At 45.4% G+C, this 24030-nt stretch carries 21 protein-coding genes; 7 read left to right on the plus strand and 14 right to left on the minus strand.

The window, feature by feature from the left end:
- Positions 1-27 precede the first annotated feature (27 nt).
- Positions 28-2193: a DNA internalization-related competence protein ComEC/Rec2 gene (locus LYZ37_RS09240; RefSeq protein WP_272785277.1), complete on the minus strand. Its 2166-nt coding sequence runs from the start codon at positions 2191-2193 to the stop codon at positions 28-30.
- An 81-nt stretch (positions 2194-2274) separates the two neighbouring features.
- Between LYZ37_RS09240 and LYZ37_RS09245 the strand changes: the two genes are divergently transcribed.
- A complete protein-coding gene (locus LYZ37_RS09245) occupies positions 2275-2805 on the plus strand; it encodes a DUF2062 domain-containing protein (protein WP_004747017.1) in 531 nt (176 codons plus the stop codon).
- Between the two features lie 146 nt (positions 2806-2951).
- On the opposite strand, the gene LYZ37_RS09250 is transcribed toward LYZ37_RS09245, so the two are convergent.
- From LYZ37_RS09250 to lolC, 6 genes are all read right to left on the minus strand, one after another.
- Positions 2952-3449 (minus strand): GDYXXLXY domain-containing protein, encoded by a 498-nt coding sequence (locus tag LYZ37_RS09250; protein ID WP_272785278.1) that lies wholly within the window; start codon positions 3447-3449, stop codon positions 2952-2954.
- Between the two features lie 4 nt (positions 3450-3453).
- Entirely contained in the window at positions 3454-4497 is a 1044-nt protein-coding gene (locus tag LYZ37_RS09255; protein WP_272785279.1) for a DUF4401 domain-containing protein, read from the minus strand.
- The gene (locus LYZ37_RS09260) at positions 4490-5458 is read right to left on the minus strand and encodes a DUF2157 domain-containing protein (RefSeq protein WP_272785280.1); all 969 of its coding nucleotides are present in this window, start codon (positions 5456-5458) and stop codon (positions 4490-4492) included. Before LYZ37_RS09260 ends, LYZ37_RS09255 begins: the two co-directional genes overlap by 8 nt.
- A 108-nt stretch (positions 5459-5566) precedes the next feature.
- On the minus strand, positions 5567-6811 hold the full coding sequence (lolE, locus tag LYZ37_RS09265; protein WP_239825504.1) for a lipoprotein-releasing ABC transporter permease subunit LolE: 1245 nt from the start codon (positions 6809-6811) through the stop codon (positions 5567-5569).
- Entirely contained in the window at positions 6812-7498 is a 687-nt protein-coding gene (gene lolD, locus LYZ37_RS09270) for a lipoprotein-releasing ABC transporter ATP-binding protein LolD (protein ID WP_004747008.1), read from the minus strand.
- Positions 7491-8699 (minus strand): lipoprotein-releasing ABC transporter permease subunit LolC, encoded by a 1209-nt coding sequence (gene lolC, locus LYZ37_RS09275; protein WP_272785281.1) that lies wholly within the window; start codon positions 8697-8699, stop codon positions 7491-7493. Before lolC ends, lolD begins: the two co-directional genes overlap by 8 nt.
- 197 nt (positions 8700-8896) lie before the next feature.
- Here lolC and LYZ37_RS09280 point away from each other — a divergent pair, with 197 nt between their 5' ends.
- Genes LYZ37_RS09280 through LYZ37_RS09295 form a run of 4 tightly spaced genes read left to right on the plus strand, consistent with a single transcriptional unit; the run spans position 8897 to position 14323 of the window.
- Positions 8897-9463, plus strand: a complete 567-nt coding sequence (locus LYZ37_RS09280) for a PilZ domain-containing protein (RefSeq protein WP_239854986.1) — start codon at positions 8897-8899, stop codon at positions 9461-9463.
- An 8-nt stretch (positions 9464-9471) separates the two neighbouring features.
- On the plus strand, positions 9472-12933 hold the full coding sequence (mfd, locus tag LYZ37_RS09285) for a transcription-repair coupling factor (protein ID WP_272785283.1): 3462 nt from the start codon (positions 9472-9474) through the stop codon (positions 12931-12933).
- 46 nt (positions 12934-12979) lie between these two features.
- The gene (locus tag LYZ37_RS09290) at positions 12980-13750 is read left to right on the plus strand and encodes a peptidoglycan binding protein CsiV (RefSeq protein ID WP_272785284.1); all 771 of its coding nucleotides are present in this window, start codon (positions 12980-12982) and stop codon (positions 13748-13750) included.
- 33 nt (positions 13751-13783) lie between these two features.
- Entirely contained in the window at positions 13784-14323 is a 540-nt protein-coding gene (locus LYZ37_RS09295; RefSeq protein ID WP_272785285.1) for a GNAT family N-acetyltransferase, read from the plus strand.
- Positions 14324-14380: 57 nt separating this feature from the next.
- On the opposite strand, the gene LYZ37_RS09300 is transcribed toward LYZ37_RS09295, so the two are convergent.
- The 7 genes from LYZ37_RS09300 to hinT all read right to left on the minus strand — a co-directional run bounded on the left by LYZ37_RS09300 (position 14381) and on the right by hinT (position 20476).
- Positions 14381-15670 (minus strand): NAD(P)/FAD-dependent oxidoreductase, encoded by a 1290-nt coding sequence (locus tag LYZ37_RS09300; RefSeq protein ID WP_171321194.1) that lies wholly within the window; start codon positions 15668-15670, stop codon positions 14381-14383.
- Between the two features lie 397 nt (positions 15671-16067).
- Positions 16068-16610, minus strand: coding sequence for an alpha/beta hydrolase YcfP (gene ycfP / locus LYZ37_RS09305; protein ID WP_272785286.1), 543 nt, complete (start codon positions 16608-16610; stop codon positions 16068-16070).
- A gap of 100 nt (positions 16611-16710) precedes the next feature.
- Entirely contained in the window at positions 16711-17565 is an 855-nt protein-coding gene (locus LYZ37_RS09310; RefSeq protein ID WP_272785287.1) for a phosphotransferase, read from the minus strand.
- 31 nt (positions 17566-17596) lie between these two features.
- Positions 17597-18187 (minus strand): penicillin-binding protein activator LpoB, encoded by a 591-nt coding sequence (gene lpoB, locus LYZ37_RS09315; RefSeq protein WP_272785288.1) that lies wholly within the window; start codon positions 18185-18187, stop codon positions 17597-17599.
- 39 nt (positions 18188-18226) lie between these two features.
- Positions 18227-18622 (minus strand): YcfL family protein, encoded by a 396-nt coding sequence (locus LYZ37_RS09320; RefSeq protein ID WP_272785289.1) that lies wholly within the window; start codon positions 18620-18622, stop codon positions 18227-18229.
- Positions 18619-20016 carry a COG3014 family protein gene (locus LYZ37_RS09325; protein ID WP_420794618.1) on the minus strand — a complete coding sequence of 466 codons (1398 nt, stop codon included), beginning with the start codon at positions 20014-20016 and terminating at the stop codon, positions 18619-18621. Before LYZ37_RS09325 ends, LYZ37_RS09320 begins: the two co-directional genes overlap by 4 nt.
- 109 nt (positions 20017-20125) lie before the next feature.
- Positions 20126-20476 carry a purine nucleoside phosphoramidase gene (hinT, locus tag LYZ37_RS09330; RefSeq protein WP_004746983.1) on the minus strand — a complete coding sequence of 117 codons (351 nt, stop codon included), beginning with the start codon at positions 20474-20476 and terminating at the stop codon, positions 20126-20128.
- Positions 20477-20700: 224 nt separating this feature from the next.
- On the opposite strand from hinT, the gene LYZ37_RS09335 reads away from it, so the two are divergent.
- Together LYZ37_RS09335 and LYZ37_RS09340 are read left to right on the plus strand one after the other, a co-directional pair.
- A complete protein-coding gene (locus LYZ37_RS09335) occupies positions 20701-22692 on the plus strand; it encodes a methyl-accepting chemotaxis protein (RefSeq protein ID WP_272785290.1) in 1992 nt (663 codons plus the stop codon).
- Positions 22693-22835: 143 nt separating this feature from the next.
- Positions 22836-24008, plus strand: coding sequence for a DUF1887 family protein (locus LYZ37_RS09340; RefSeq protein ID WP_272785291.1), 1173 nt, complete (start codon positions 22836-22838; stop codon positions 24006-24008).
- The last annotated feature ends 22 nt before the right edge of the window (positions 24009-24030 follow it).

A 24030-nucleotide genomic window follows, 5' to 3' on the forward strand; every position in this document is an offset into this window, starting at 1 on the left:
GCTTATTTTTCTTTTACAATATTCCGGCTATTCTACTCCGTTACGCAGCATCTGCCTATACCAAGTCTTACCTTTGCGTTCCCTTAGCGCACTAACCTGATAACTTTGCGGAGAAACATCGAACAACACTTGACCAGAATGCCCGGTATCCAACCATTTCGCCCCTGCTTTTTGGTATCTCTCAACCACATTTTCATCAGGCAACTTCCACCGTCCCCCCTTAGCCAGAGATGCGACTGCGACTTCGGGACTAACCGCTGCAATAAATGCCGGAATTGACGAAGTTTTACTGCCGTGGTGGGGAACGATCAAGATATCTGAATCGAGTTTTTCGCCCTCCCTAACCAAGATCCACTCCGCGATAGATTCAATATCTCCCGCTAACAGCAGCGTTGTTGAGCTCTCTTGGTGTTGGAGTTTAAACACACATGAGTGAGGGTTATAAGCTCTGCTGGTCAATTTGGGCGGCCACAATGACTCGATGGTGATCTTTCCCCATTGCCAAGAACGCCCTATCACACACGGCTCAAAAGAGTCCCCTGACTGACTAGCCAGTATCTTGCTAGGACTCCACTGCTGCTTGATTGCTTGCAAACCTCCCGCATGATCATTGTCAAAGTGACTGATAGCCAGATAGTCTAATTGGGTGATACCCCTTGAGATCATTAATGGCGTCACAACCTGTTCAGCCATACTAGAGGTTTGCCAAGCGGCACCGGTATCGTAAACAAGTGCCCTATTCTGTTGTTGAACCAGGATAGATAAGCCATGACCAACATCCAGCACCACAATTTGCCACAATGGCGACTCCCGCCACTCCACTAAGCTTAAGCCTGTACTAAGCATCAGTAAGGTAGTAACTCGCCTTGATAGCAAGCGACTTATCGTCAACGCAGCTAAGATGCAAAGAAGCCATAACTGTGTTTGTCTCGAAACATCAAACCAAGTCCAGAGAGAATATTCCATCGCCCAACTCACCGGCTTCAAGCTAAGGTCTAACATGTCCCAAGAGAGTTCAAACCAAGGAAACATTAGGTGGCTCGCAAAGGAGAAAAAGATCAGCGGTATGACTAAAACAGCAAACCAAGGAACAAACATTAGGTTGTAGGCAATAGCTCCGAGGCTCACTCCATGAAACAGATACATCACGATGGGCGCCATCAAAACCACCAGAAAAAGCTGCATTTTTACCGCCTGCACAACCAAATTGCCGCGTGTTTTCCCACTGACTTGATATAGAAAAATCACCCCAACCGCGACCATCGACATCCAAAGGCTAGGAGAAATAACAGAAAAAGGATCGAGAAAAAGCAGCAGACTTAAAACCAGCAACCACTTAAACGAGTTAGGGAGCTGACCTGCAAGCGGCATTAAAATACACAACAGCAAACACATAGTGACTGCTCGCTCCGTTGGGATAGAAAAACCAGCGAGCCACGCATAGCCAATCGCAAAGGCTAAACCCAACAAAACAGCCGCGTGCAAAAATAAGACATGGAGCTTAAGTAGGCTAAATCCAATAAACCAACCGATAGCAAATGCAATTCCGACGTGCAGGCCGGATATCGCAATAAGGTGGCTAAGACCGCTATTTTTAAGCAATTCCCAATGTTGCTGAGTAAGCCCTTCACGCATACCAAACATAAGGGCCAATATCATCGCTTGATGTTCGAGTAATTGTGTTTTCTCTTTAACTGATTCAATCAGCCGCGTTCGAAGCGAAGGCTGACTCGTTATAAAGAAGCTTTTCTTTCTATCGACTGAGCCAGTGCCAGCAAGTCCTTGGATAAGTGCATGCTGCTCAGCATCGTACCCAACACCATTCATCAAACCATAAATCGGTTTCACCGAGACACTTGCCGTCACTTGGTCACCCGGATTCAAAGAGATTGGACTGGTTAAACGCAGTTTAGGTTGGCGAAAAGTGGTCAAGGCTTCACCATTGATTGATCTGACTACAACAATACCTTGAAAGCCAAAATTTATTGGTTTAAAAAGGCTGTCAACGTCAGCGATTATGGTAATATCCTGACCAGCTTGAAAAAGTGCTTCTGTTTGATATCGCAATAAGTTGCCGTGCATCAGGATGACAACACACGCTAAAGCTAGTCCCAGACAGCCTCTTGCTCTCCTATACTTGGTTGAAACAACCAGTACAGCCAAAGCTAAAGGCAAATAATCTAATTTCGGCATTATCGGCCAATACGGACTAGTTGTGATCAACAAAGAGAAAGAAATTAGCGTCCAGTAATGTAAGTAGAGAGTCATTTCCCTATGCCAAGAAAATTTATTAAGCGCTTTATGCCTGACCACGAAGTAATTAAACGTCAAAAGGCACTAAAGATTTTTGGCAATGTGCTGTATAACCCAAACCTATGGTGCCTTAACCGTCGCTCCGCGTCTGGTGCCTTCGCCGTCGGTTTATTTATGGCTTTCGTTCCCCTTCCAAGCCAGATGATTATGGCCGCTGGGCTCGCTATCGCCTGCGGTGTTAACCTACCACTCTCTGTTGCACTTGTTTGGGTGAGTAACCCTGTCACCATGCCAGTGCTGTTTTACTTTGCCTACAAAGTTGGTGCTTGGGCAATGCATGTACCTCCTCAGCACTTCCACTTTGAGCTTTCTTGGGAGTTCATTCTGCATCAAATGAGTACAATAGGCCCTCCATTCCTACTCGGCTGCCTAATCTGTGGCGTTTTGTCAGCAATGATCGGGTACTTTGGAATCAGAGCTCTGTGGCGTTATTCTGTAGTACGAAGTTGGCAACAAAGAAAAATCAGAATAGGCAACCTACTCAAGAAGTAAACGCCAACTCGTGCACTTTCGGCTCAGTTAATATCTGCTTGAAAAGTTATGAAACGAGAGTGTGATATGCGAGGTTAACCACCAGAATTAAACCAAAAAGGGAAAAGCCTCTGCTTTTCCCTTTTTACTGGTAACAATGACTTGTTTTATAGCGGGTTAAACTCAGCATCACGTAGGGCTGAGAGTATTAACTCCCCACTCTCTGCGACTCTAAACTCTCCATACTGAGCAGCATTTAACTCGTCAGCTTTCCCTTCTTGAAAGAAATACGCGTTGGTGGCGAATTTAACTTGCCCCGACCTCAGCCTAAACTGCAACGTGATTTCAGAACTAGGCGAACGCTCTGTCGAAGTCGACACAAACTGCGCGACACGATTGCTATCGAGTTCGATGTTCACAAAGCCATCAACCGCCGCTCTGTACCTGTCTCTCATTCCCTTGTCAGCTAATTCACGGATGACATCTTCGCCTAGCTCAAAATTGAGTGTCATGTAATCACCCTGCATCAAAGAACGAGGATCTACTGGGGCTAGCTTGAGTAGAACAATCTGCCCATTCTCCAAAAGCTGCTCTTTTTGATAAATGGACCAATTGACCACAGTTAACGCGAATACAAGCGTAACGATATAGAGAGTTTTTCGCATACGACTAGCCCTTTTCCTGATTTAGCACTTTGTTGAACACTAAGTAGCTAACTAACATGACCAAGGCGACCGACATCAGTACTCCAGATTTAAACATTAATGTCGTTTCCATCATGTAATAGTAGGTTGAGCTATACACGAGCAAGGCTGTCGCACCCACTCCCATCATCACTCGGTTGCTTTGTGCAAAAGCGGCGACGAGTATGAGCAAACTTGCTCCTACACCGGGAGCCATACTTGTTAAAACAGCCATTAAAATGGTGAAGGTGACTGCGAGTCTAGCCACCTTAGAGCGGAGCCGCACTTGGTGATAGTAGAGTAAGTACCCTGCAGAGGCACAGATGCTCAACATATAGGTGATAGGCGCCACCCAAGAAGGCAAAGCAAAAGTGGCGTCAGAGTTTGAAACCAATATACTCTCAACTTCAGTTCTAAAAATCTGAACACACAGTAATACAACGATCGATAGCACCAAGCCGTACTTTATGCCTGATACGAATCGATAGGATGCTGGAAAGCGAAATTCATTCAGTGACAACCAAACCATTGGCAGCAGTAAAACACTACTCAATAGATTGGGCAATCCACAAGAAATCAGCACCCCAGACATAGCGGCACAACAACTTAGGGTAGACCATACTCGATGAGTCATACTTGGCATGATAATCACAAGTACAGCTTGCAAAATAGCAAACGAAAGTAAAATAACTTGTATATGCTCAAGTGGCAGCAAGGCCCAACCATACAGAACTTGCGCCGAAAAGCTTAACGCGAGAGCAAGGTGCTCTAAAAACTCATTATTGCGTGCTGAAAGTATTCGTTGAGCGGCGACAAACAGGATCAAAGCCACGACCGCCGAAGCCACTGCGCTTTGGAAAAATAGAGTAAACGCGCCGAAGAAGATGCCTAGTAAACAGATTCCTCCTAGCCAGCCAGAGATCGCCAGTAATAGTTTGATAGGCCAAGCAAAACCACTTGGTGTCTCATTAAACGTACTTTCAGATACCAGACCCTGATTAATCAGATGATTTTTTAACTGCTTACTCATGGTCTCGCTCCTCCCGCTGAACATTTTTCAGCCAAACTGCAGCGATTAGTCCAGACACAACCACGACCATAGTAAGAATTAAGAAATAAGCCAGGTCATCAATTCCTTGAATGCTTTGTGCTACAAAAGTGACCGTTACCAAAACCACTGATAAGCATCCGCCAGCAAGCATAAATAGATCTAAGGTACGTCTGCGATAAAAATAGTAGACGCTAGCTAGCGAAGCCCCCCAAACCAACATCGGCATAGCAATATCGCTGCTAAAATTAAGTAAAGAAGACCAAACGATATAGGTGATAATGAGACCAGATGCTGTCCCTAGTAGATGCAGCATCCACTTTTTCTGCATCCACGCATGTGACGCGCTCAGAAACTGCCACACGCACAAGGCGCCCGTATTTAACAAAAACAGCGCCCACGAATGACTATCTGCGAAACTGAACAACAAAAATTGATTTGCTGAAAAGGTATTGAAGTAGAGAGCGACTGAGATATTACTTAAAGCAAGCCACAGAACCCAAGCGGGGATAAGCCGTGCGACCACCACCCAAGGTGTAATAATCACTAACCAGCTAGCAAAAAGCTGCCAAGTGTCGGCACCTGTTTGATAAGTTTGGCCAAATAAAGCCAGCAAGGCACCCACCAATAGACACGAAACAATCATCGCCGCATTGGCGACCAACTTGTATCGTTCAGCTTTGATATAGACGACAGCAAATGCAACTAAGCAGATTTCGATAACAGCAAACTTGGCGAATCGGCCTAGATCGGCCCAGTTGTAGGCGAAGAAGAAAATCAAAGACAGACTGAAAGCTAAGCCACCCAGCCAAACAAACAATTGATTAAAAAAATGAATCCAAGCTTGGGGAGCAGGCTTTATTTCAGCTAGCTCCTTCGCTCGTTCTATAGTTTCGGAAGTAACGATTCCACGCTCAACAAGATCAACAAGCTCGTTTCTCATTGATTTGATTCCTTTTGCTCTATTGGCATTGTCTCCTCAACCAAAAACTCAGAGGCACTATCTGGCTGAGTAAAGATCAAATTTGAGGCAAACGAATTTGCCTCATCATCACTTAGAGCTTAACACAGCAGCTGGGTTCAACTTACTGGCTCTAGAAGCGGGATACCAAGTAGCAAAAAGGCTCAGAGTGATAGCAGTCAAAGAGACAACAATGACGTCACTAGGATTGACTTGAGATGGAAGGAAATCAACAAAATAAATATCACCAGACAAAAATTTATGTCCAATGAGATTTTCTAACGCGCTAATCATAGGGGTAAGATTTAACGCTATCAAAACGCCAAACACACTACCTGCAACGCTTCCGAGCACACCAGAAAATACCCCTTGCCAAACAAATATCCGTTTGACCAGTCCATCTGTCGCGCCCATCGTGCGTAAAATCGCAATCTCAGCGGCACGATCTTTTACCGCCATCATCAAAGTTGATACGATATTAAAGCTCGCCACACCAATCACCAAAACCATCACCAAGTACATAATGGTTCTAACCAGTTGGATATCACGGTAAAGAAAGCCGTATTTCTGCTGCCAGCTACGCAAGTAAACATAAACATCCAGTGTGTTGCCTACTTCACGAATAATTTGAGTCGCATTAAGTACTTCGGTAACACGCACGGAGACACCACTTACACCTTGGCCCATTTTTGCGTAATTCTGCGCATCTTGAAGCGGTACAAGCGCCAAGTTATGGTCAATCTGGCCATTTAAAGTAAGTAAGCCAGCAACTTTTACGCGCACACGCTTTGGTGCCTGAACTTTTGTCGTGGCACCAGAAGTAGGGATCATCAAAGTTAGAAAGTCGCCTTTTTTGACCTTGAGTAAATCTGCAATCCCTTTACCAAGAATGACTTGTTGTTGCCCCGCTTGAAAACCGTCCCATACCTCAGAGTCAATAAAATCACTTAAGTTGGAGACCTTGCTTTCAAGCTGCGAATCGATACCTCGTACTTCTAGGGCTTTAAGCTGCGCGCCTTTCTCAGCAAGAGCAGTAAACTTCACATAAGGAGCCGCCGCTTCAATCTTTGGATGTTTCTCACTCTGTGATACAACGTTTTGCCACTCAACCAGTGGTCCTCTTACACCTTCAAACTCACCGTGAGAGATAACCGATAGGACGCGATTATTAAGCTCGCGCTCGAAACCGTTCATCGCAGACAGTCCAATGATGATCATCGCCACTCCCACGGCAATGCCTATGGTTGAAGACATTGAAATGAACGAAACCATTTTATTTCGTTGTTTGGCTCGGCTAAATCGCCCACCAATAAACAGAGACAGGGATGAAAACACTTACGCCCCCTCAATGTTGAGTAGCAAACCGTCTTGCATATGTAGCTGACGATCCATTTTCGCCGCTAATTCGCCATCATGGGTAACAACCAAAAATGCGGTGTCAGACTCTTGATTTAGCTCGCGCATCAGATCATAAATCGCTAATGCCGTCTTATGATCCAGATTACCAGTCGGTTCATCAGCCAAGACTAGAGAGGGATTATTCACCAATGCTCGCGCAATCGCCACACGTTGACGCTCACCACCTGAAAGCTCTGCTGGTCGGTGCTCAATTCGGTGACTCAAACCTACTTTATCTAGCAATGCTTTCGCTGCCGACTTGGCTTGATTCACTTTGACGCCACCAATAAGCAAAGGCATTGCAACGTTTTCTATCGCGCTGAAATCTGACAGGAGGTGGTGAAACTGGTAGACGAAGCCTAGGTGCTGATTGCGCAGCTTAGCTTGACGGTTCGAACTCAGTTTCGATAAATCTTGGCCTAAAAACTCGACATGGCCTTCGGTCGCATCATCCAGAGCACCCAAGATATGCAGCAGCGTACTTTTACCAGAACCTGAGGTACCAATAATCGAGGCTAGCTCGCCCTTCTCAATATCAAAGCTCACACCTTTAAGAACTTGAGTATCAAATGCACCCTCATGATAAGTTTTGCACACGTTGTGACATTGAAGAAGACTACTCATATCTTAAAGCCTCGGCTGGTTTTACTGATGATGCGCGGTATGAAGGGAACAAAGTCGCGACAAGGCTTAGCGCAATAGCCAATACCACAACAACAAAAATTTGAGCAGGGTTGATTAATATTGGCAGCTCACCACCCACCGCGAATAAAGCGATACCCGCACTTTCAAGTAACGAGTTAATATTATTGGCTAGCAAGACACCCAATCCACCACCGATGATGGCACCTATTACGCCACTACTTGCGCCTTGAACAATGAAGATCGAAAGAATCTGCCTGTCGGTCATACCTTGAGTTTTTAAGATCGCGACTTCAGATTGTTTCTCCATCACCACCATAATCAGCGCAGAAATGATATTGAACGCTGCAATGCCCACGATGAGACCGAGCATTAAGCCCATCATGTTCTTTTCCATTCTTACCGCTTGGAAAAGCTCGCCTCTTTGATCGCGCCAATCTTGCCATTGCCAGCCTTCTGGAAGTGGATTTTGGCTCAGTTCGCCAACCACAAATGGGTCATTAAAGAACAAGCGCCACCCTGTCATGGTGTCCGGCTTCAAACGCATCAATTTTCCAGCGTCTGAGATATGCGTGATCATCAGCTGTTTATCAACATCTGAGCCTGTATTGTAGATACCCGCCACAGTAAACAAACGCTGGCTTGGGATTCGACCCAGTGGCGTAAACTGACTCGCACTAGTGACCATCAAGCGGACTTTATCACCGACCGATACGTCCATTGAACGGGCGAGCGAATGACCAATAAACAACTGGTACTCACCCGCTTGTAAGTTAGATAAGTGACCCGCAATTAAATGACGCTCAATAGGGTCATGTTCTGAAGGCTTAATACCAATCAGTAAGCCGGCGTTAAGTTGACTTGGGCTTTGGATCACGGCTTCACTCTGCACGATTGGCTCTGGATGCCCAGCAGAAGAAAGTTGCGCGATAAATTCAGGAGCACGTTCTGTTTTCGCCGTTTTACCGTCGACTTGAGAAACGATGGCTTGAGGAAGAACGCCAAGAATACGCCCTTTAAGCTGCGCTTCAAATCCATTCATAACGGAAAGCACAGTCACAAGCGACATTACACCGATCGTAATGCCCGCTGTCGACATATAAGAGACAAAGCGGCTAAACCTATCACCGGAGCGACCTCGTAAGTAGCGCAAACCGATGAAGGTTGAGACTGGATGAAACATAGTAGAAACCAATGTTAGGGTTTGATGACCTCAGGGTCTGTTGACTCTGCTAATGGTGCTTACTCTACCGATTAAATCCCTTGGCGTGTAGTGTTTAATTGCCAATTAGTGGTTAAAATATGTAATAAACAAAGGGATAGCTTGATTACTTGTCAGCTATAACGATAATCAAAGTTATCAAGTAAAAGGAATCAAGCATGGCCGATCAAGAATTCTTTACCGTCAACCACACAATGACAGTCAATGTCGAAGCTTTGGCTGAGGGTGTGGGTTTCCCAAGTTATGAAAAATTCGAAGGGGAAATCCCAGCACCTTTCATTGTTGCTAGCGAGTTTAGCAATCTTGATTTATTGAATGACAGCGCGCGTAATGAATTGAAAAATAGTGACTTTAAGCATGTAATTCAACTGCTAGATACACAAAACTCAAAGCTCAACCTACTGTTGACCTTTATGCTATCTCAGCAAGATGACCCATCTATGCGTCATAAAACTCACTCGTTTGGCGCCAGTCAATTTACCTACATTTCTGATGCGGCAGTGAGTCTTGATTCCAAAGTTCGTGTAAAATTATTCTTAGAGCACCCTGCCGCAGCAATCTATTGTTACGGCCACATATCGCAAGTAGAGGTGACCGAGGACACTCATCTCGTCACCGTGAAATACGATTTACTGCGTGATCTCGATGAAGATCTCCTTATCAAAGCCGCTCTATTCCAACAACAAAAGCTCCTTCGTCAGCGTTCACTTAATCGCGACAAATAATCAGAACTATGTCTAACACATCATTACTTAATCTGGCGTGCTCGGATCGCGCCGGAGACAAAAAGCAGATTGGCAACCTTAAAGGGGCAAGTTTAGCCCTTGCCATTGCTGAACTCGCACAACAGCACGGCTCACACACTCTACTCGCCGTTCCTGATCCGCAAACCGCGTTAAAACTACAACAAGAGCTAGAGCAGTTTGCCACTCAAGAAGTCGCCTTGTTCCCTGACTGGGAAACCTTGCCATACGATAGCTTTTCTCCCCATCAGGAGATTATTTCAGATCGAATTTTTCGACTCTATCAGCTGCCAACGCAATCGAGCGGAATCACTATCGTTCCGGTGAACACGCTGCTGCAACGCCAGTCCCCGCGCGACTATTTAATGCAGCATACGCTGATGGTGAAAGTGGGCGATCTATTCTCACTGGAAAAGCTGCGCATACAACTTGAAAAGTCGGGTTATCGCCACGTCGACCAAGTGTTTGGTCCAGGTGAATATGCGAGCAGAGGCTCGATTTTAGACCTCTTCCCTATGGGCTCAAACGATCCATTTCGTATCGACTTCTTTGATGATGAAATAGATACGATACGTACTTTTGATCCTGAGAATCAGCGTTCAATCGAAGATAAACAAGAGATACGTTTACTTCCAGCGCATGAATTTCCGACTTCCGAGAGCGCAATTGAAGATTTCCGTATTCGCTGGCGTCAGCGTTTTGAGGCGCGCCGTGAACCTGAATCCGTTTACATGCAAGTCACTAAAGGGACTTGGCCAGCAGGTATTGAATACTGGCAGCCACTGTTTTTTGAACAAACGGAGACTTTGTTTGATTACATCCCAGAAAACACGCAGCTATTAACGGTTGGTCAATTAGAGCCCGCAATAGACACCTTCTTAGATGACGTTGACTATCGCTACGATCAACGCAAAGTCGATCCGCTGCGCCCACTGCTGCCGCCTGAAGAGCTATGGCTTAAAAAGGATGAACTGTTTAGCCAGTTTAAACAGTTACCTCAAGTTCAGCTGTATGTTGAGCCAGTCAGTGAAAAACAGGGTCGTTGCAATCCTAATATCTCTTCCTTGCCAGAGCTTGCGGTACAGCACCAAAACAAAGAACCAATGGCCGCTCTGCGCCAATTTAGCGAAACCTTTACTGGTCAGATAGTCTTCTCGGTTGAGTCAGAAGGTCGCCGTGAGGCTTTGCTTGAACTACTCCAGCGCATTAAGTTAAAACCGCAAGAAAGCGACGACTTACAACAAGCACTGAGTAGTGGTAACAAGTTCAGTCTGATCCTTGGTGCCGCTGAGCATGGTTTCGTATTCGGTGACGAGCAAGTTGCACTCATCTGTGAAAGTGATTTACTCGGTGACCGAGTCATTCAGCGCCGACGCAAAGACCGCAAAACCACCAATAGCGATGCGGTCATTCGTAACCTAGCGGAATTGCAACCAGGCCAGCCAGTAGTGCATATCGACCACGGTATCGGTAGATACATAGGGCTACAAACCCTAGAAGCTGGTGGTATGACGACAGAGTACGTCACGCTTGAGTACCAGAACGATGCCAAACTCTACGTGCCCGTTGCTTCTCTCAACCTTATCAGCCGCTATTCCGGTGGTGCAGAAGAAAGCGCGCCACTGCATAAACTTGGCGGTGAAGCTTGGGCTAAAGCAAGACGTAAAGCCGCTGAGAAGGTGCGTGATGTCGCGGCTGAACTTTTAGATGTCTACGCTAAACGCGAACTTAAGCCGGGTTACAAGTTTGAGTTAGACCGTGGCCAATACGCGACCTTCAAAGCAGGCTTCCCATTTGAAGAGACCGATGACCAATCCATGGCGATCAACGCCGTCATGTCTGACATGTGTCAGGCTAAAGCGATGGATCGCTTGGTATGTGGTGATGTTGGCTTTGGTAAAACAGAAGTCGCAATGCGTGCAGCATTTGTTGCTACCGACAATAGTAAGCAAGTTGCCGTTCTTGTCCCAACCACCTTACTTGCCCAGCAGCACTTTGAGAACTTCCGTGACCGCTTTGCTAACTTACCAATTCGCGTCGAGGTCTTGTCTCGCTTCAAAACAGCCAAAGAGCAGAAGCAGGTGCTGCAAGATATTGAAGAAGGTAAAGTGGACCTAGTTGTCGGCACCCACAAGCTTCTATCAAACGACATTAAGTTCAAAGATCTTGGTCTGCTGATAGTTGATGAAGAACATCGCTTTGGCGTACGTCAGAAAGAGAAGATGAAAGCGATGCGTGCCGATGTCGATATCTTAACCCTGACCGCAACTCCTATTCCTCGTACCCTAAATATGGCCATGAGTGGCATGCGTGATCTGTCAATTATCGCGACACCACCAGCGAGGCGTCTCGCCATCAAAACCTTTGTCAGACAGAGCGATGACGCAGTAGTGCGAGAGGCTGTGCTGCGTGAGATTATGCGTGGTGGTCAGGTTTACTTCTTACATAACCAAGTTGAAACCATAGAAAAAGTCGCTGCCGATCTAGAGAAGTTGATTCCTGAAGCCCGCGTAACCGTCGCACACGGCCAAATGCGCGAGAGAGAACTCGAACGCATTATGAATGACTTTTACCACCAGCGCTTTAACTTGCTAGTGTGTACCACCATCATAGAAACGGGTATCGATGTACCAACAGCCAACACCATTATTATGGATAGAGCAGATAATCTTGGTTTGGCTCAGCTTCACCAGCTTCGTGGTCGTGTCGGTCGTTCGCATCACCAAGCCTATGCTTATTTAATGACACCCCATCCAAAAGCGATGACCAAAGACGCCGTTAAACGTCTTGATGCGATTGCTTCATTGGAAGATCTCGGTGCAGGCTTTACCTTAGCGACCCACGATTTGGAAATTCGTGGTGCCGGTGAACTGCTTGGTGACGAGCAAAGTGGCCAAATTCAGTCGGTTGGCTTTACTCTATATATGGAGATGCTAGAGCAAGCAGTTGAAGCGCTGAAAGAAGGCAAAGAGCCTTCACTCGACGAGCTACTTCGAGAGCAAACTGAAGTCGAAATGCGCTTGCCTGCCCTACTGCCGGATGATTACATCCCAGACATCAACACTAGGCTCTCGATGTACAAGCAAATTGCGAGTGTGACCAGTGAAGATGAGTTAGGTGAACTTAAGATTGAGCTGATAGACCGTTTTGGTTTATTGCCTGATGCCACTAAGAGCCTACTCTCAGTAGCCAAGTTGAAACTGCAAGCAGCGGCGCTGAAAGTGAAGAAGATTGAAGCTCACGACAAAGGTGGCTTTATCGAATTCTATCCAGATGCTGACATTAACCCTATGTATTTGGTTAAACTATTGCAATCTCAGCCACAAAAATTCGCAATGGATGGACCCACTAAGTTCAAGTTTACGATACCATTAGTGGATAGACGTAAACGCATCCAGTTTGTTAGTGACATGTTGGGTGAATTCCAGCAAAATTTATTGCCAAAAGCGTAAAGCCAAAATCAAATGGAGGTGCCTCGCACCTCACTATGGAGTTGTAATGAAGAAACTGATCCCGCTGCTGCTCATGCTTGTTGCAATGCCTTCTATGGCGCAGCGTCAATTCGATATCGAAGTGATCATTTTTAAACGTGCCGTCGATGCCGAGCAAACTACCGAGTCTTGGCCAACCAACGTCACTCAAGTGGATCTAGAAAGAGCCGGCTCTTTTGCTGATGCTAGTTACCGCGCAAAGAAAGGTGTCGAAATGCTGCCCGCTTCTGAGTACGCCCTGAATGGCGAAGTTCAAAAGCTCAATCAGCATGCAGGCTTTCAAGTATTAATGCATAAAGCTTGGCGCCAAGGTGATCAAGGTCGTTTTGGTGCGCCTATCTTCCACGTCCAAGCAGGTCGCGATTATTCAGGCAAGTTTAATCCTGACGGCTCTATGATTGAGGAAAGCCAAAGCCAAGTCATTGAAGGTATTACCGAAGAAAGCATTCCAAAGCCTTTGTATCAACTTGATGGCAAACTGCAAATCTATGTTGAGCACTATTTGTATGCCGATGTCGAGCTTGACCTTAAAGCACCAAGTGTAAAAGAAGTGACTTTACAAGAGCATCAACCAGAGCTGTCGCCAACAGAAGAAATCGCGGATAATCAAGTAGTTCAAGTCGGCTTAATGGAAGATGTAACACCGACTGTACATAAGGTTGAGTTCTTAAAAAGCTATCGATTCGACCAAAAACGCCGCATGCGCAGCACGGAAACGCACTTCCTCGATCACCCTTTAATGGGCGTGATCATCCAAGTCCGTCGAGTAAATCAATAATCGAGAGAGCCCTCAAACGAGGGCTTTTTATTTATGAGTCCAGATTATCAAATCATCACCCGAGATTTAGTCCTGAGGCTAATCACCAGTGAAGAAAGTGAGTCTCTACAGGGCTGTGTGATTGACTCGCCTAGCCTTCACCGCTGGATTGATTGGTGCAATGCCGATTTCTCTTTAGATGACGCCGAACGATTTATCCTAGCTACTCGCTTAAACTGGGTGAAATCTGAAGCCTATGGCTTTGGTGTGTTTTGTCGTTCGAGTGACAAGTTACTTGGCATGGTCGCGATTAATGAGCTCTACCACACCTTTAACATGGCGAGTATTGGCTATTGGATTGCCGATGAACATCAAGGTCAGGGGTTGGGTGTAAAAGCGGTCAATGCTTTAATCGAGTTTTGCTTCGCCCAACTTAAATTAACGCGAGTAGAAGTGGTCTGCGACCCAGATAACCTGCCTAGCCAAAAGCTGATAGAGTCTTGTGGTGGTCTGTTAGAAGCCAAAGCGCGCAATCGCTTTATCTTCAACGGTAAACCGAAAACAGGCCTTATATACTCAGTCATACCTGATTAATCTAGCCCAAACCAAAAAAAGAGCGCCGAAGCGCTCTTTTTAGTATTTGTTCATTGATTAATGAAGTTTAAGGTTTGGTCTTAACACTCGGTTGATACGTCCCATTAGGATGATCAAACCTGTCTTGAACACGCCATGAAGCGCCATCTGGTGCAAGCGGTACAAAGAGATATACACGACACGTGCGATACGCCCTTCTACCATCATAGAGCCTTTGGTTAAGTTACCCATTAAGCTACCCACGGTTGAGAAGCGACTTAATGACACCAATGAGCCTTTATCCTTGTAGATGTAAGGCTTCATTTCACGACCATTTAGCTTAGCTACGATGTTAGCGAAAGCACGACTCGACATCTGGTGCGCTGCTTGAGCACGCGGTGGAACAAAAGAACCATCCGCTTGAGTACACTGAGCTAAATCACCAATAACGAAGATATCGTCATCGCGCGTGGTTTGCAGCGTATCTTTAACCACAAGCTGATTGATACGGTTGGTTTCTAGACCCGCAATATCTTTGATAAAGTCAGGCGCTTTAATACCCGCAGCCCAAACCATAATCTGAGCTGGGATCTTGTCACCATCTTTAGTCACTAGGCCATCTTCATCAGCTTGAGTCACCATAGTCGCAGTGCGAACGTTCACCCCTAGCTTAGTCAGTTCCTGATGCGCAGCTCCAGAAATGCGTGGTGGAAGCGCAGGCAAAATACGCTCGCCCGCTTCGATAAGGTTGACGTTAAGTTTACTTGAGTCAAGGTCACCGAAACCGTAAGTACGCAGCTCTTTTACCGCATTGTGCAGTTCTGCCGACAGCTCTACACCTGTTGCACCCGCACCAACAATCGCAATATCCACTGTGCCATTACCGTTTTTGGCATGCAGCTTAAGGAACTCGTTGTTCATTTGAGTACGGAAGCGATGCGCTTGTTCTGGGCTATCTAAGAAAATACAGTTGTCGCGAACGCCAGGAGTATTGAAATCGTTAGAAGTAGAGCCAATTGCCATGACTAGAATGTCATACTCAAGCTCGCGGCTAGGCATCAACAGCTCATCGTTATCATCTTTCAGCTCACGCAGTTTAATCACTTTACGCTCGCGATCGATATCTTCTAGGCTGCCCATTTGAAAATCAAAGTGGTGGTTTTTGGCATGTGCGCGGTAGCTAAGTGCATCCACACCCTCATCAAGAGAGCCCGTCGCAACTTCATGCAGAAGGGGTTTCCATAAGTGGCTCGCCTTGCGGTCAACTAAAGTGACTTTAGCACGACCTTTGCGGCCAAGTGTACGACCTAGTTTGGTGACAAGCTCCAGTCCGCCTGCACCGCCGCCTACTACGATAATTCGTGTCACAGCAACTTCCTCAAAAAATAAAATAAAACTGAATCAAGCCGAAAGTCGACTCGATGGAATTCTGTATTTTTGGTCTAGGGGCGACTTTTCTTCGCACACAGTCTAGACATAGAGGGCCAACAAATATGACACGCTTATTGGATAAAAGAGCCGAATCACTCAACGCTACAGGTTTGACGTAGCTCACTATTGGGCAAGTTTTTTACTCGCTCTCAATTTTTTTTGATATTTATCAAAAAATTTGTAGTGAGTTCATTATATAGAGCAAAACATGACACGCAACTAAAGATTCGCGTGATCCCACTAAATTTTGTAAGGATTAGCGTTGATTGAACAATAAAAAAGCGACAGAGCCTACTCTGTCGCCTAGATATTAGAAATCGATAAAAACTAGCGATTAGTTTGCGTCTTTAAACGCCTTCATGGTTTGCAGATGTTGAGAGATTTTTTTGAACTTATGCGTCTGAGTTTCATCCCAGATAATGTCGTAGTAGCCCTCTAACTCTGAGGCCGTTTTACTGTTGTCGTGGATCTCATCTTCTTTCGACAAAATCACCAGACAATTCTCTTTGTTCTTGGTTCTAAACTCTGAAACACACTTAGTCGCGATATCTTCATACTCTTCAGGTCGATCGATACGCCCTTGCATGGTTAATTCTGGGTGCAAGTTAGGGTTGAAAATAACCTGTTTAATACCGCATAAGAAACCAATTCTCTCTGACCAATAACCACCAAGACCGACACCACAAATGATAGGGTTCTTATCACCTGACTGCTCTATCACTTTGTGCACTTCTTTTAGCAAATGCTGCATATCGTGCTTTGGATGGAGAGTACTGTAGTTAATGAAACGTACATCATCATCAATAAACTGAAGTTGAAGTACTTTTTCATGGTTGCCTGGGCTGGTCGAATCAAAACCGTGTAAATAGATAATCATTGTAAATCCCTCGATCCTTGTAATTTTAATCTACCATGAAAAATAAGGTTTAAAAGCTCACCGAGTGACTTTAAGCGCCCTGAACTATCAAACAGTGATCTTAGCTACAAATTGTTTCTTGCAGTTTATGAGCTTGGGTCAAATATTGTTCATCTCCCCATAACTGATGGGCCAGTAAGTACCAAAGCATGGCCATCATCATTGCGCGTGGTTGCCAAGCCATTACCCCTTCAACCCAATCATCTACGCCTTCCACGCCTCTTAACTGACAATAACGGTAGACAGCTTCTAATGGCTTTTCGCCGCAGACATCAATGGAAAGCGTCAGATCTAAGCGAGGATCCGCCATCGCAGCGTACTCCCAATCGATAACCTTGTTACCAGCTTCAGTTTTGACCATGTTGTAGCCCGCTAAGTCAAAGTGACACAAGGTTTGGCCGACATCCGCTAAGCTCGGAGAAGATCGCCACTGATTGTAAATCGATACAAAAGGTTCAACTTTGTGCTCATCGTCGAGCAGCATCCAATAATGGTCAACACGTGCAGTGAAATTGAAAGGCGCGACAGGAACACGTTGAGTGTCCATATCATGAATCGAGATCATGGTCTTGAGTAGTGAGTCGAATGGTAGCCCTTGTGTGAGTGACTCCCCTTCAACCCAAGTGACTAACAGCCCTTGGTCATTGATGTGAACGGCTTGCGGAGATAAACCGCTAGATTCAATTGCAGTGAGGATTTGATACTCTTGAAAGCGAGAGATGGAGAAAGCTTTAGTGATGTTGGTTGTTGGCCTCCAGACAAATGATTGACCATCTGAAGTGACTACTTTCCAACAACGATTGGTCAGTCCCCCTGTTAGCGTTTGAGCATAGTCAGGGGGAATCGAAAAGAAGTGCTCTAGTGACAATAATGATCGGTCGAGTTGGCATGCTTCACTCCACGACATTCGCGCCATAGTACACTCCTTTTGTTACATAAAGCTTAGCTTATAGGCCTAAAAAGCTTTTTGATTCTTGCTTACGGATCTCGGTCTCATCTGCCCACTCAATCAGGCCAGTTTCTAGATCCATCAGACGCATGGTCATTTTGTAGTATACGTCTTTGTCGCTACCAGCATTCTTGTTAATGCTTGATAGGTTACCGTAAAGCATGTATTGAGCACCAACCATCTTACCAAACTGAATTGCAGTGCTTTGGTTCACTAGCTCATCGTTGTTTTGGAAGTTTAGTTGTTCGCGCACTGATTCAACACGATCCATATCTACAAAACGGAACTTACCAGAATTCAGCATCTTAGTGCTGATAGAGTCGGTGATTGACTCAGTATCGATATGTTCGCTTGTCTTGTTCTTGATACGTTCAACAAAAACGATCGGACGTGAATCACGTGTGATGGCAGCAACAGAGCCCGACATCATCATGCTGTCGACCATTTCACCGGCAATTTTTTGCAAGTCTGTTGAACCAAAATCAATTGTTGTTGTTTCCACAGCTTGAGCGTCGCCATAGCTTACTTGGTTAGAACAGCCACCAAGCACTACAGCCAAACCAAGTAATGCAATTACACTTTTTTTCATTGTCGGTTCCTTAGGATATCCTTTAGTTACTTCTTTAAATTAGTTGTCTAGTTCGCGGATTTGAACGCGGAATTGGCGTCCATTTGGATTGATAGAAATCTCTGAGATAGAAATCTCTTCAGCCCCGCGAAGAATGGTTTGACGCCATGGGCTAAGCTTGTTGTTCACCTCTAGCCCCTGATCGTCATACCAATAGAAACGGTATTGAATGTGCTGGTCACCTTTGGTTTGATTTGCCAAACGCACTATGCCTCGTGCGCGACCATCTACATCAATCGTTGAAATATCTTCGATGCTCACACGTCCTGCTAGCACGTTATCCCCAAACAGAACCGTTTGAGAGGCACCATCGATACGCAGCCCAGCCGTGTTGCTGTTGCTCGCACATCCCATTAAGGTCAATGCTGCCGCGATTGAAATAAGCCATTTTTTCATCGTATATTTCCTAGTTGTTTATGCCAAATGGTTGCATTGTTACCTTGGCGCGAAAGCCAAACAAGCGTTGTACGACCAGACTCAACATTGAATGTATGAGTTTGACCAGCAACCCGTACTGATTGTTCCCCTGGTTCAACGACAGAACTTGCGCTGTAAATCTCACCAGGTAACGTTATCCAACTGCGTGTATCCGGTTGCTCCGTCAGCGTGTTCCACACGTTAAACAGCGCATTACCTAAGTCGTCAGGGTTGTCTTTGGTTGCCTCTCGACGCAATTCCTCTTTAGCCCACACTCGCAAAGCTTGGCGAATGATGATAGAGGGCATTCGCTCGGTCAGATTCTGCTTAGCCATCAGATTAACGTCTGTGAGCAAGCTACCCGACACACTGCTGTCATTAAGTATTACAGGGCTAAATTTTTCCGCTGGTACGTTTTCGTAATAGGGCAGAGAAACGGTATAGAGACCACGGTTACTGCCTCGCGAGATCGGAAGTGTTTGTGTCCACCCGTTCATCGCATCGACCACACCACGTTCATCAATAACAATTACCCGACCTTTATTCGCATCTAGGTAGCTGGCTTTGCCGTAACGCTTTTCAAGCTTAACCAAGTCTTCGCGCATACCTAAACGTTTAGCCACACGCTTAGTTCCATCAATCACCTGCTGGTTATCCGGCATCACGGCTAACGCACGACGATAGTCAACATATGCGCCGTTGAGATCGTTGTCTGCTTCATACAGCAGTGCAGACAAATAGAGTAAGTAGCCACTTTGCACCGCTTGCAGTTTTTTACCTGCATCTGGATAGTTAGCAAGAATACTACCCAAGTTTGGTGATACACCTTGAGCCTGCATTTGGCTTTGAGCTGATTCAAGCTCACTTTCTCTTTCTTTGCGCGCACGCTCTTGTACTTGATTAGCCCGGCGCATTTCGATAATTGCACCTTCTAGGTCATTCTTTTTAAGATAGTTAAGACCTAAATAAAGATGTAAAAAACCCAGTTCGTAATCAGCAGGTTGATACGTTTTCAAGTTATCGTTAACTGCAAGTGCACTTAAACTCATTGCTGTTTCTGATACCGAGATCGTTGCTTGATCTTGCTGTACTCTAACCGCTCGGTCACTGACTTCAAACGCGCCCTTACTTTCAGGGTATTGTTGGTTGAGCAGATAAACTCTGCCTTTTTCCATATTATCGAGAATGTCGCCTGCTATCTCCTCAGGTAACAACTCTTCAGCTTCGTAATAGCGGCCATTCTTAACGGTTTGGTGCAACTCACTGTTTTGCGCACTGTAATGACTAAAAAGATTGCCTACAGATAAATTGGCACAAGCGGAAAGAGCCAAGCTACTTGCTAAAGCAAACATGAGTCGAATGTGTTTATGCACTTTCTACCCCAATTTTTGTATTATTTGACACGATGACATGTCTCACATTTTAAAAAATTTAACGTTCGACATCAAACCTTTTAGAAAGTTCCATTAATATCAAAAATTTTTAGCTCATTAGCATAGGGCCAAGTGGACGACCACCCACTAAGTGCATATGAATATGGTAAACCTCTTGTCCACCATGAGAGTTACAGTTCATGATCAAACGGTAACCATCCTCATCAATACCTTCTTCTTTTGCCAGTTTGCGTGCCACAGTAAACATACGCCCCATGACGAGTTCATCTTCTTCTTCGATGTCATTAACAGTTGGAATCAGTTTATTTGGGATGATCAAAATGTGACTTGGAGCACGCGGATTGATGTCACGGAATGCGGTAACTAAATCGTCTTGGTAGACAACATCTGCTGGGATTTCTTTGCGAATGATTTTGCTGAAAATGGTTTCTTCTGCCATGAAGGGCTCCATTGGGATATTTATTATTGATTGAGTTGAAACGAGTATGCGTCAAGCTTCGCAAAATCACAATAAAAAACGCTGTTCAGTTCACTTATTCGACAATCAGTTATTAGTCGCTCACTAAATTTGTATTGTGCGTCAAAAAATGTGTGTCTCGGTATCAATACAATGGCTTTCTTTTTGTTAATTTTTTAAGACTTTACATTTACAGGGAGAGATCTATGAAGGGCTCAGTGATTAGGCGCATGTACGCTGGGTTTGCATTGATCATTATTATGTTCATCGTTACGACGTTGATGATGATGCGAGGAATGCAACAAATCCACCAAAACTTCGAAGGTGTCTCTAACACCTCACTGCCACTAGTTTCTCAATCAAACCAAACTAGCGTTGCTTTGTTGTCTGCTGACAAACTTTTTAAAGACTTTTTGACAACTCAAAGTTTTGAACGCATGGATCAACTTTCAGAGCAATTCGCTCAAATGAAAGAAGCATACAACCAACAGCTATCGACGCTAGAACAAGTAAGCATTGGCCAAACTGAACTGGAACAGTCAATTGTCCAACTCAAGGAAATGGAACAGAGTTACTTTGCTGAAGCGGAACAAGCGATGGGTAATTATCGCGCTATGTTTATCGCGCAAGAGGAAGTACAAAAGTCTACTCGCCGTTTCCAACGCCTGCACTCTGAGTTAAGTGTTGGCATGAAAGAGTACGTTGATGACCAAAGCAGTATTTCAGTTAAAGTGATGGCAAAAAGCTACTTTATTAAGTTAAAGGACGCCGAGCTCACCACATCAGATGCCCTAGCGAGTAGCGATACCGAATTGGTAACTCAAGCGGTAGCGAAAAATAAGAAAGCCGTGACCCACCTTAACTACGCTTACCGCGGTCTAACAACTCAAATGCCTGAAATCAAAAAAGCATTCGACGACTCTGTACAGCAATTTACTCGTGATGTCGGTAAGAAAGGCGGCGTACTTGACCAGCACAGTGCTTACCTACTCGCTAAAGATGCCCTCTACGCCAACATCGCAAGTCTAACCCAGCAAGTTGATGCAACGATGGCAGTGCTCAATTCATTCAGTGAAGTGGCGAAACAAGGCTTGAATGCGTCACTACAAGAAGCGGGGGACGTTTACGAGCAAGGCGTGGTTCGTTCAATCACTATAGGCGCGATCGTTATCTTGATGGCCGTTGCGATTGGTTATCACATTGCTCACAGCGTACGTAACCCACTCACTCGCATTCTGGGCACCCTTGAGTCTCTTACGGAAGGTGATATGACCAAGCGTATCGAGATTCGCTACAACAATGAGTTCAGTCGAGTTAGCAACCACATCAACTCGCTCGCAGATAATCTTCATGGTATTTTGGTTAAACTCAATGACGCATCCGATGATCTGACTCAAACCGCAACAACCAATCAGCAAACCTCTTCGCAAGCGCAATCACAGCTGAGCCAGCAACGTGAGCAAACGGCGAATGTTGCCACCGCAATGACTGAAATGGCGCACTCTGTTCAAGAAGTAGCGCAAAGCGCTCAAAGCTCGCAGCAGATGGTTGAGCAAGTGGAAAAAGCCTCAGAGTCTGGTCGCCATATCATGGGCACCAACATCACTACCATCAATCAACTTGAAACGCGCCTTACCCAGTCAGTTGATGCAGTGAAAGATCTGCAAGCAATGAGTAGCCAAATCGGTAGTATCCTTGACGTTATCCGTAATATTGCCGAACAAACCAACCTATTGGCACTTAATGCCGCTATCGAAGCGGCTCGTGCGGGTGAACAAGGGCGCGGTTTTGCGGTGGTGGCTGATGAAGTTCGCGTATTGGCTCAACGCACTACAGAATCAACCTCTGAAATTGAAAATATGATCAGTAATCTTCAAAGCAGCTCAACGTCAGCCAATAAGGTGATTCAAAGCTGTATGGATGATATGGAGCTTTCAGTAGAACAAGCGTCTAACGCCAATAGTGCTATGGAAGAGATCCAAGGACTTATTATGGAGATTAGCCAAATGAGTGGCCATATCTCTCAAGCGGCGGCGGAACAGAGTGAAACGACGGGCGATATTGCTCGCAACATTGAAGAGATCAACCTGATTGCCGACTCAAGCTATCAAGCTATGGCACAAATAGCCCAGACCAGTGACAACCTTTCCTCGTTGGCGAATCAACAAGGTGAGTTGGTCCATAGGTTTAAGCTTTAGAAAGTCAGAACATTGTAATTTATTGAGATTGGGCGGCTATTTTTTATAGCCGCCCTTGTTTTTTATATCCCATGTCATTATATGGTTTATAGGCTTGCCCACTTTTCTTTCACTCTCTCGCAAGCCAAACATGAGGAAAAACTATGGCTGTTCATGTTGGCATCATCGATCAAGACCCGATTCGCTTGGTCACTCCACTTCTTGATAATCGCACCGTAAGCGATCATATCGTCTTCATTGGAGTCCCTGCTCAAGAAGATATGTATTTGCGTCTTCACAGCGTCTTGAGCAAAAGAAACATCACCTCGGAGTTTTTTGAAATTCCTAACGTTGCGAATCCGTCAAAGATAAAACAGGCCGTTTCGATTCTTGCGCAGGACTTAAAAGCAAGAGGTGAAGAAGTTAAGCTAAATGCGAGCTGTGGACTTCGCCACCGTCTGTTATCAGTCTACGAGATTTTCCGCACCTATCACTGGCCTATTTTCGTTGTTGAACCTAATAGTGACCGTCTATGTTGGCTTTACCCTGACGGCAAAGAAGATACGCAGGTTCAAGACAGAATTACCATTGATGATTACCTCACCGTGTTCGGTGCGCGTGGTGAATTTAGCGACCAAGAGTTACCCCCTCAACTAGATCAAAAACTGTATGAGCTTGGCGAACGTTGGGCAAGCAATGCGTTAGAGTTAGGCCCAGGTCTCGCGACACTCAACTATCTTGCAACCACTTGCCGTAAAGAACAGCGTCTCGATGTTGAGCTTTCGGAAAAGCAGCAGGGTTATCGCGAGCTAAACATGCTACTTAGTGATTTGGTTGAAGCAGAAATAGCGACCTATCACGGCGGCGTATTAACCTTCGCCAACGAAGATGCGCGCCGTTTCTCAAACGGTGAATGGCTTGAAACACTCGTTCACAGCACTGTTCGTCAGATCCAACAAGATATGCCGACCATTCAAGACCGCTCCCTCAATGTCCAAGTTTACCGTCAGCTTGGAGAGCGCGAAGTGCGTAACGAACTCGATGTTGCTTCGGTCGTTAACAATAAACTTCACATCATCGAATGTAAGACCAAAGGAATGCGCGATGATGGTGACGATACCTTATATAAACTTGAATCGCTTCGTGACTTACTTGGTGGCTTACAAGCTCGTGCCATGCTGGTTAGCTTCCGTCCTCTTCGCCACAATGACATCACTCGCGCTGAAGACTTAGGCTTGGCGCTTATAGGCCCAGATGAGCTTAAGGACCTTAAATCGCACTTGGCGACTTGGTTCACCGAAGCAGGCGGACGAGATGAAGCATGCGCTGACTGCTAAGAGTAACCTTTGAACAATAAAA

It is taken from the genome of Vibrio tubiashii (assembly GCF_028551255.1).
Classification (GTDB): Bacteria; Pseudomonadota; Gammaproteobacteria; order Enterobacterales; family Vibrionaceae; genus Vibrio; species Vibrio tubiashii_B.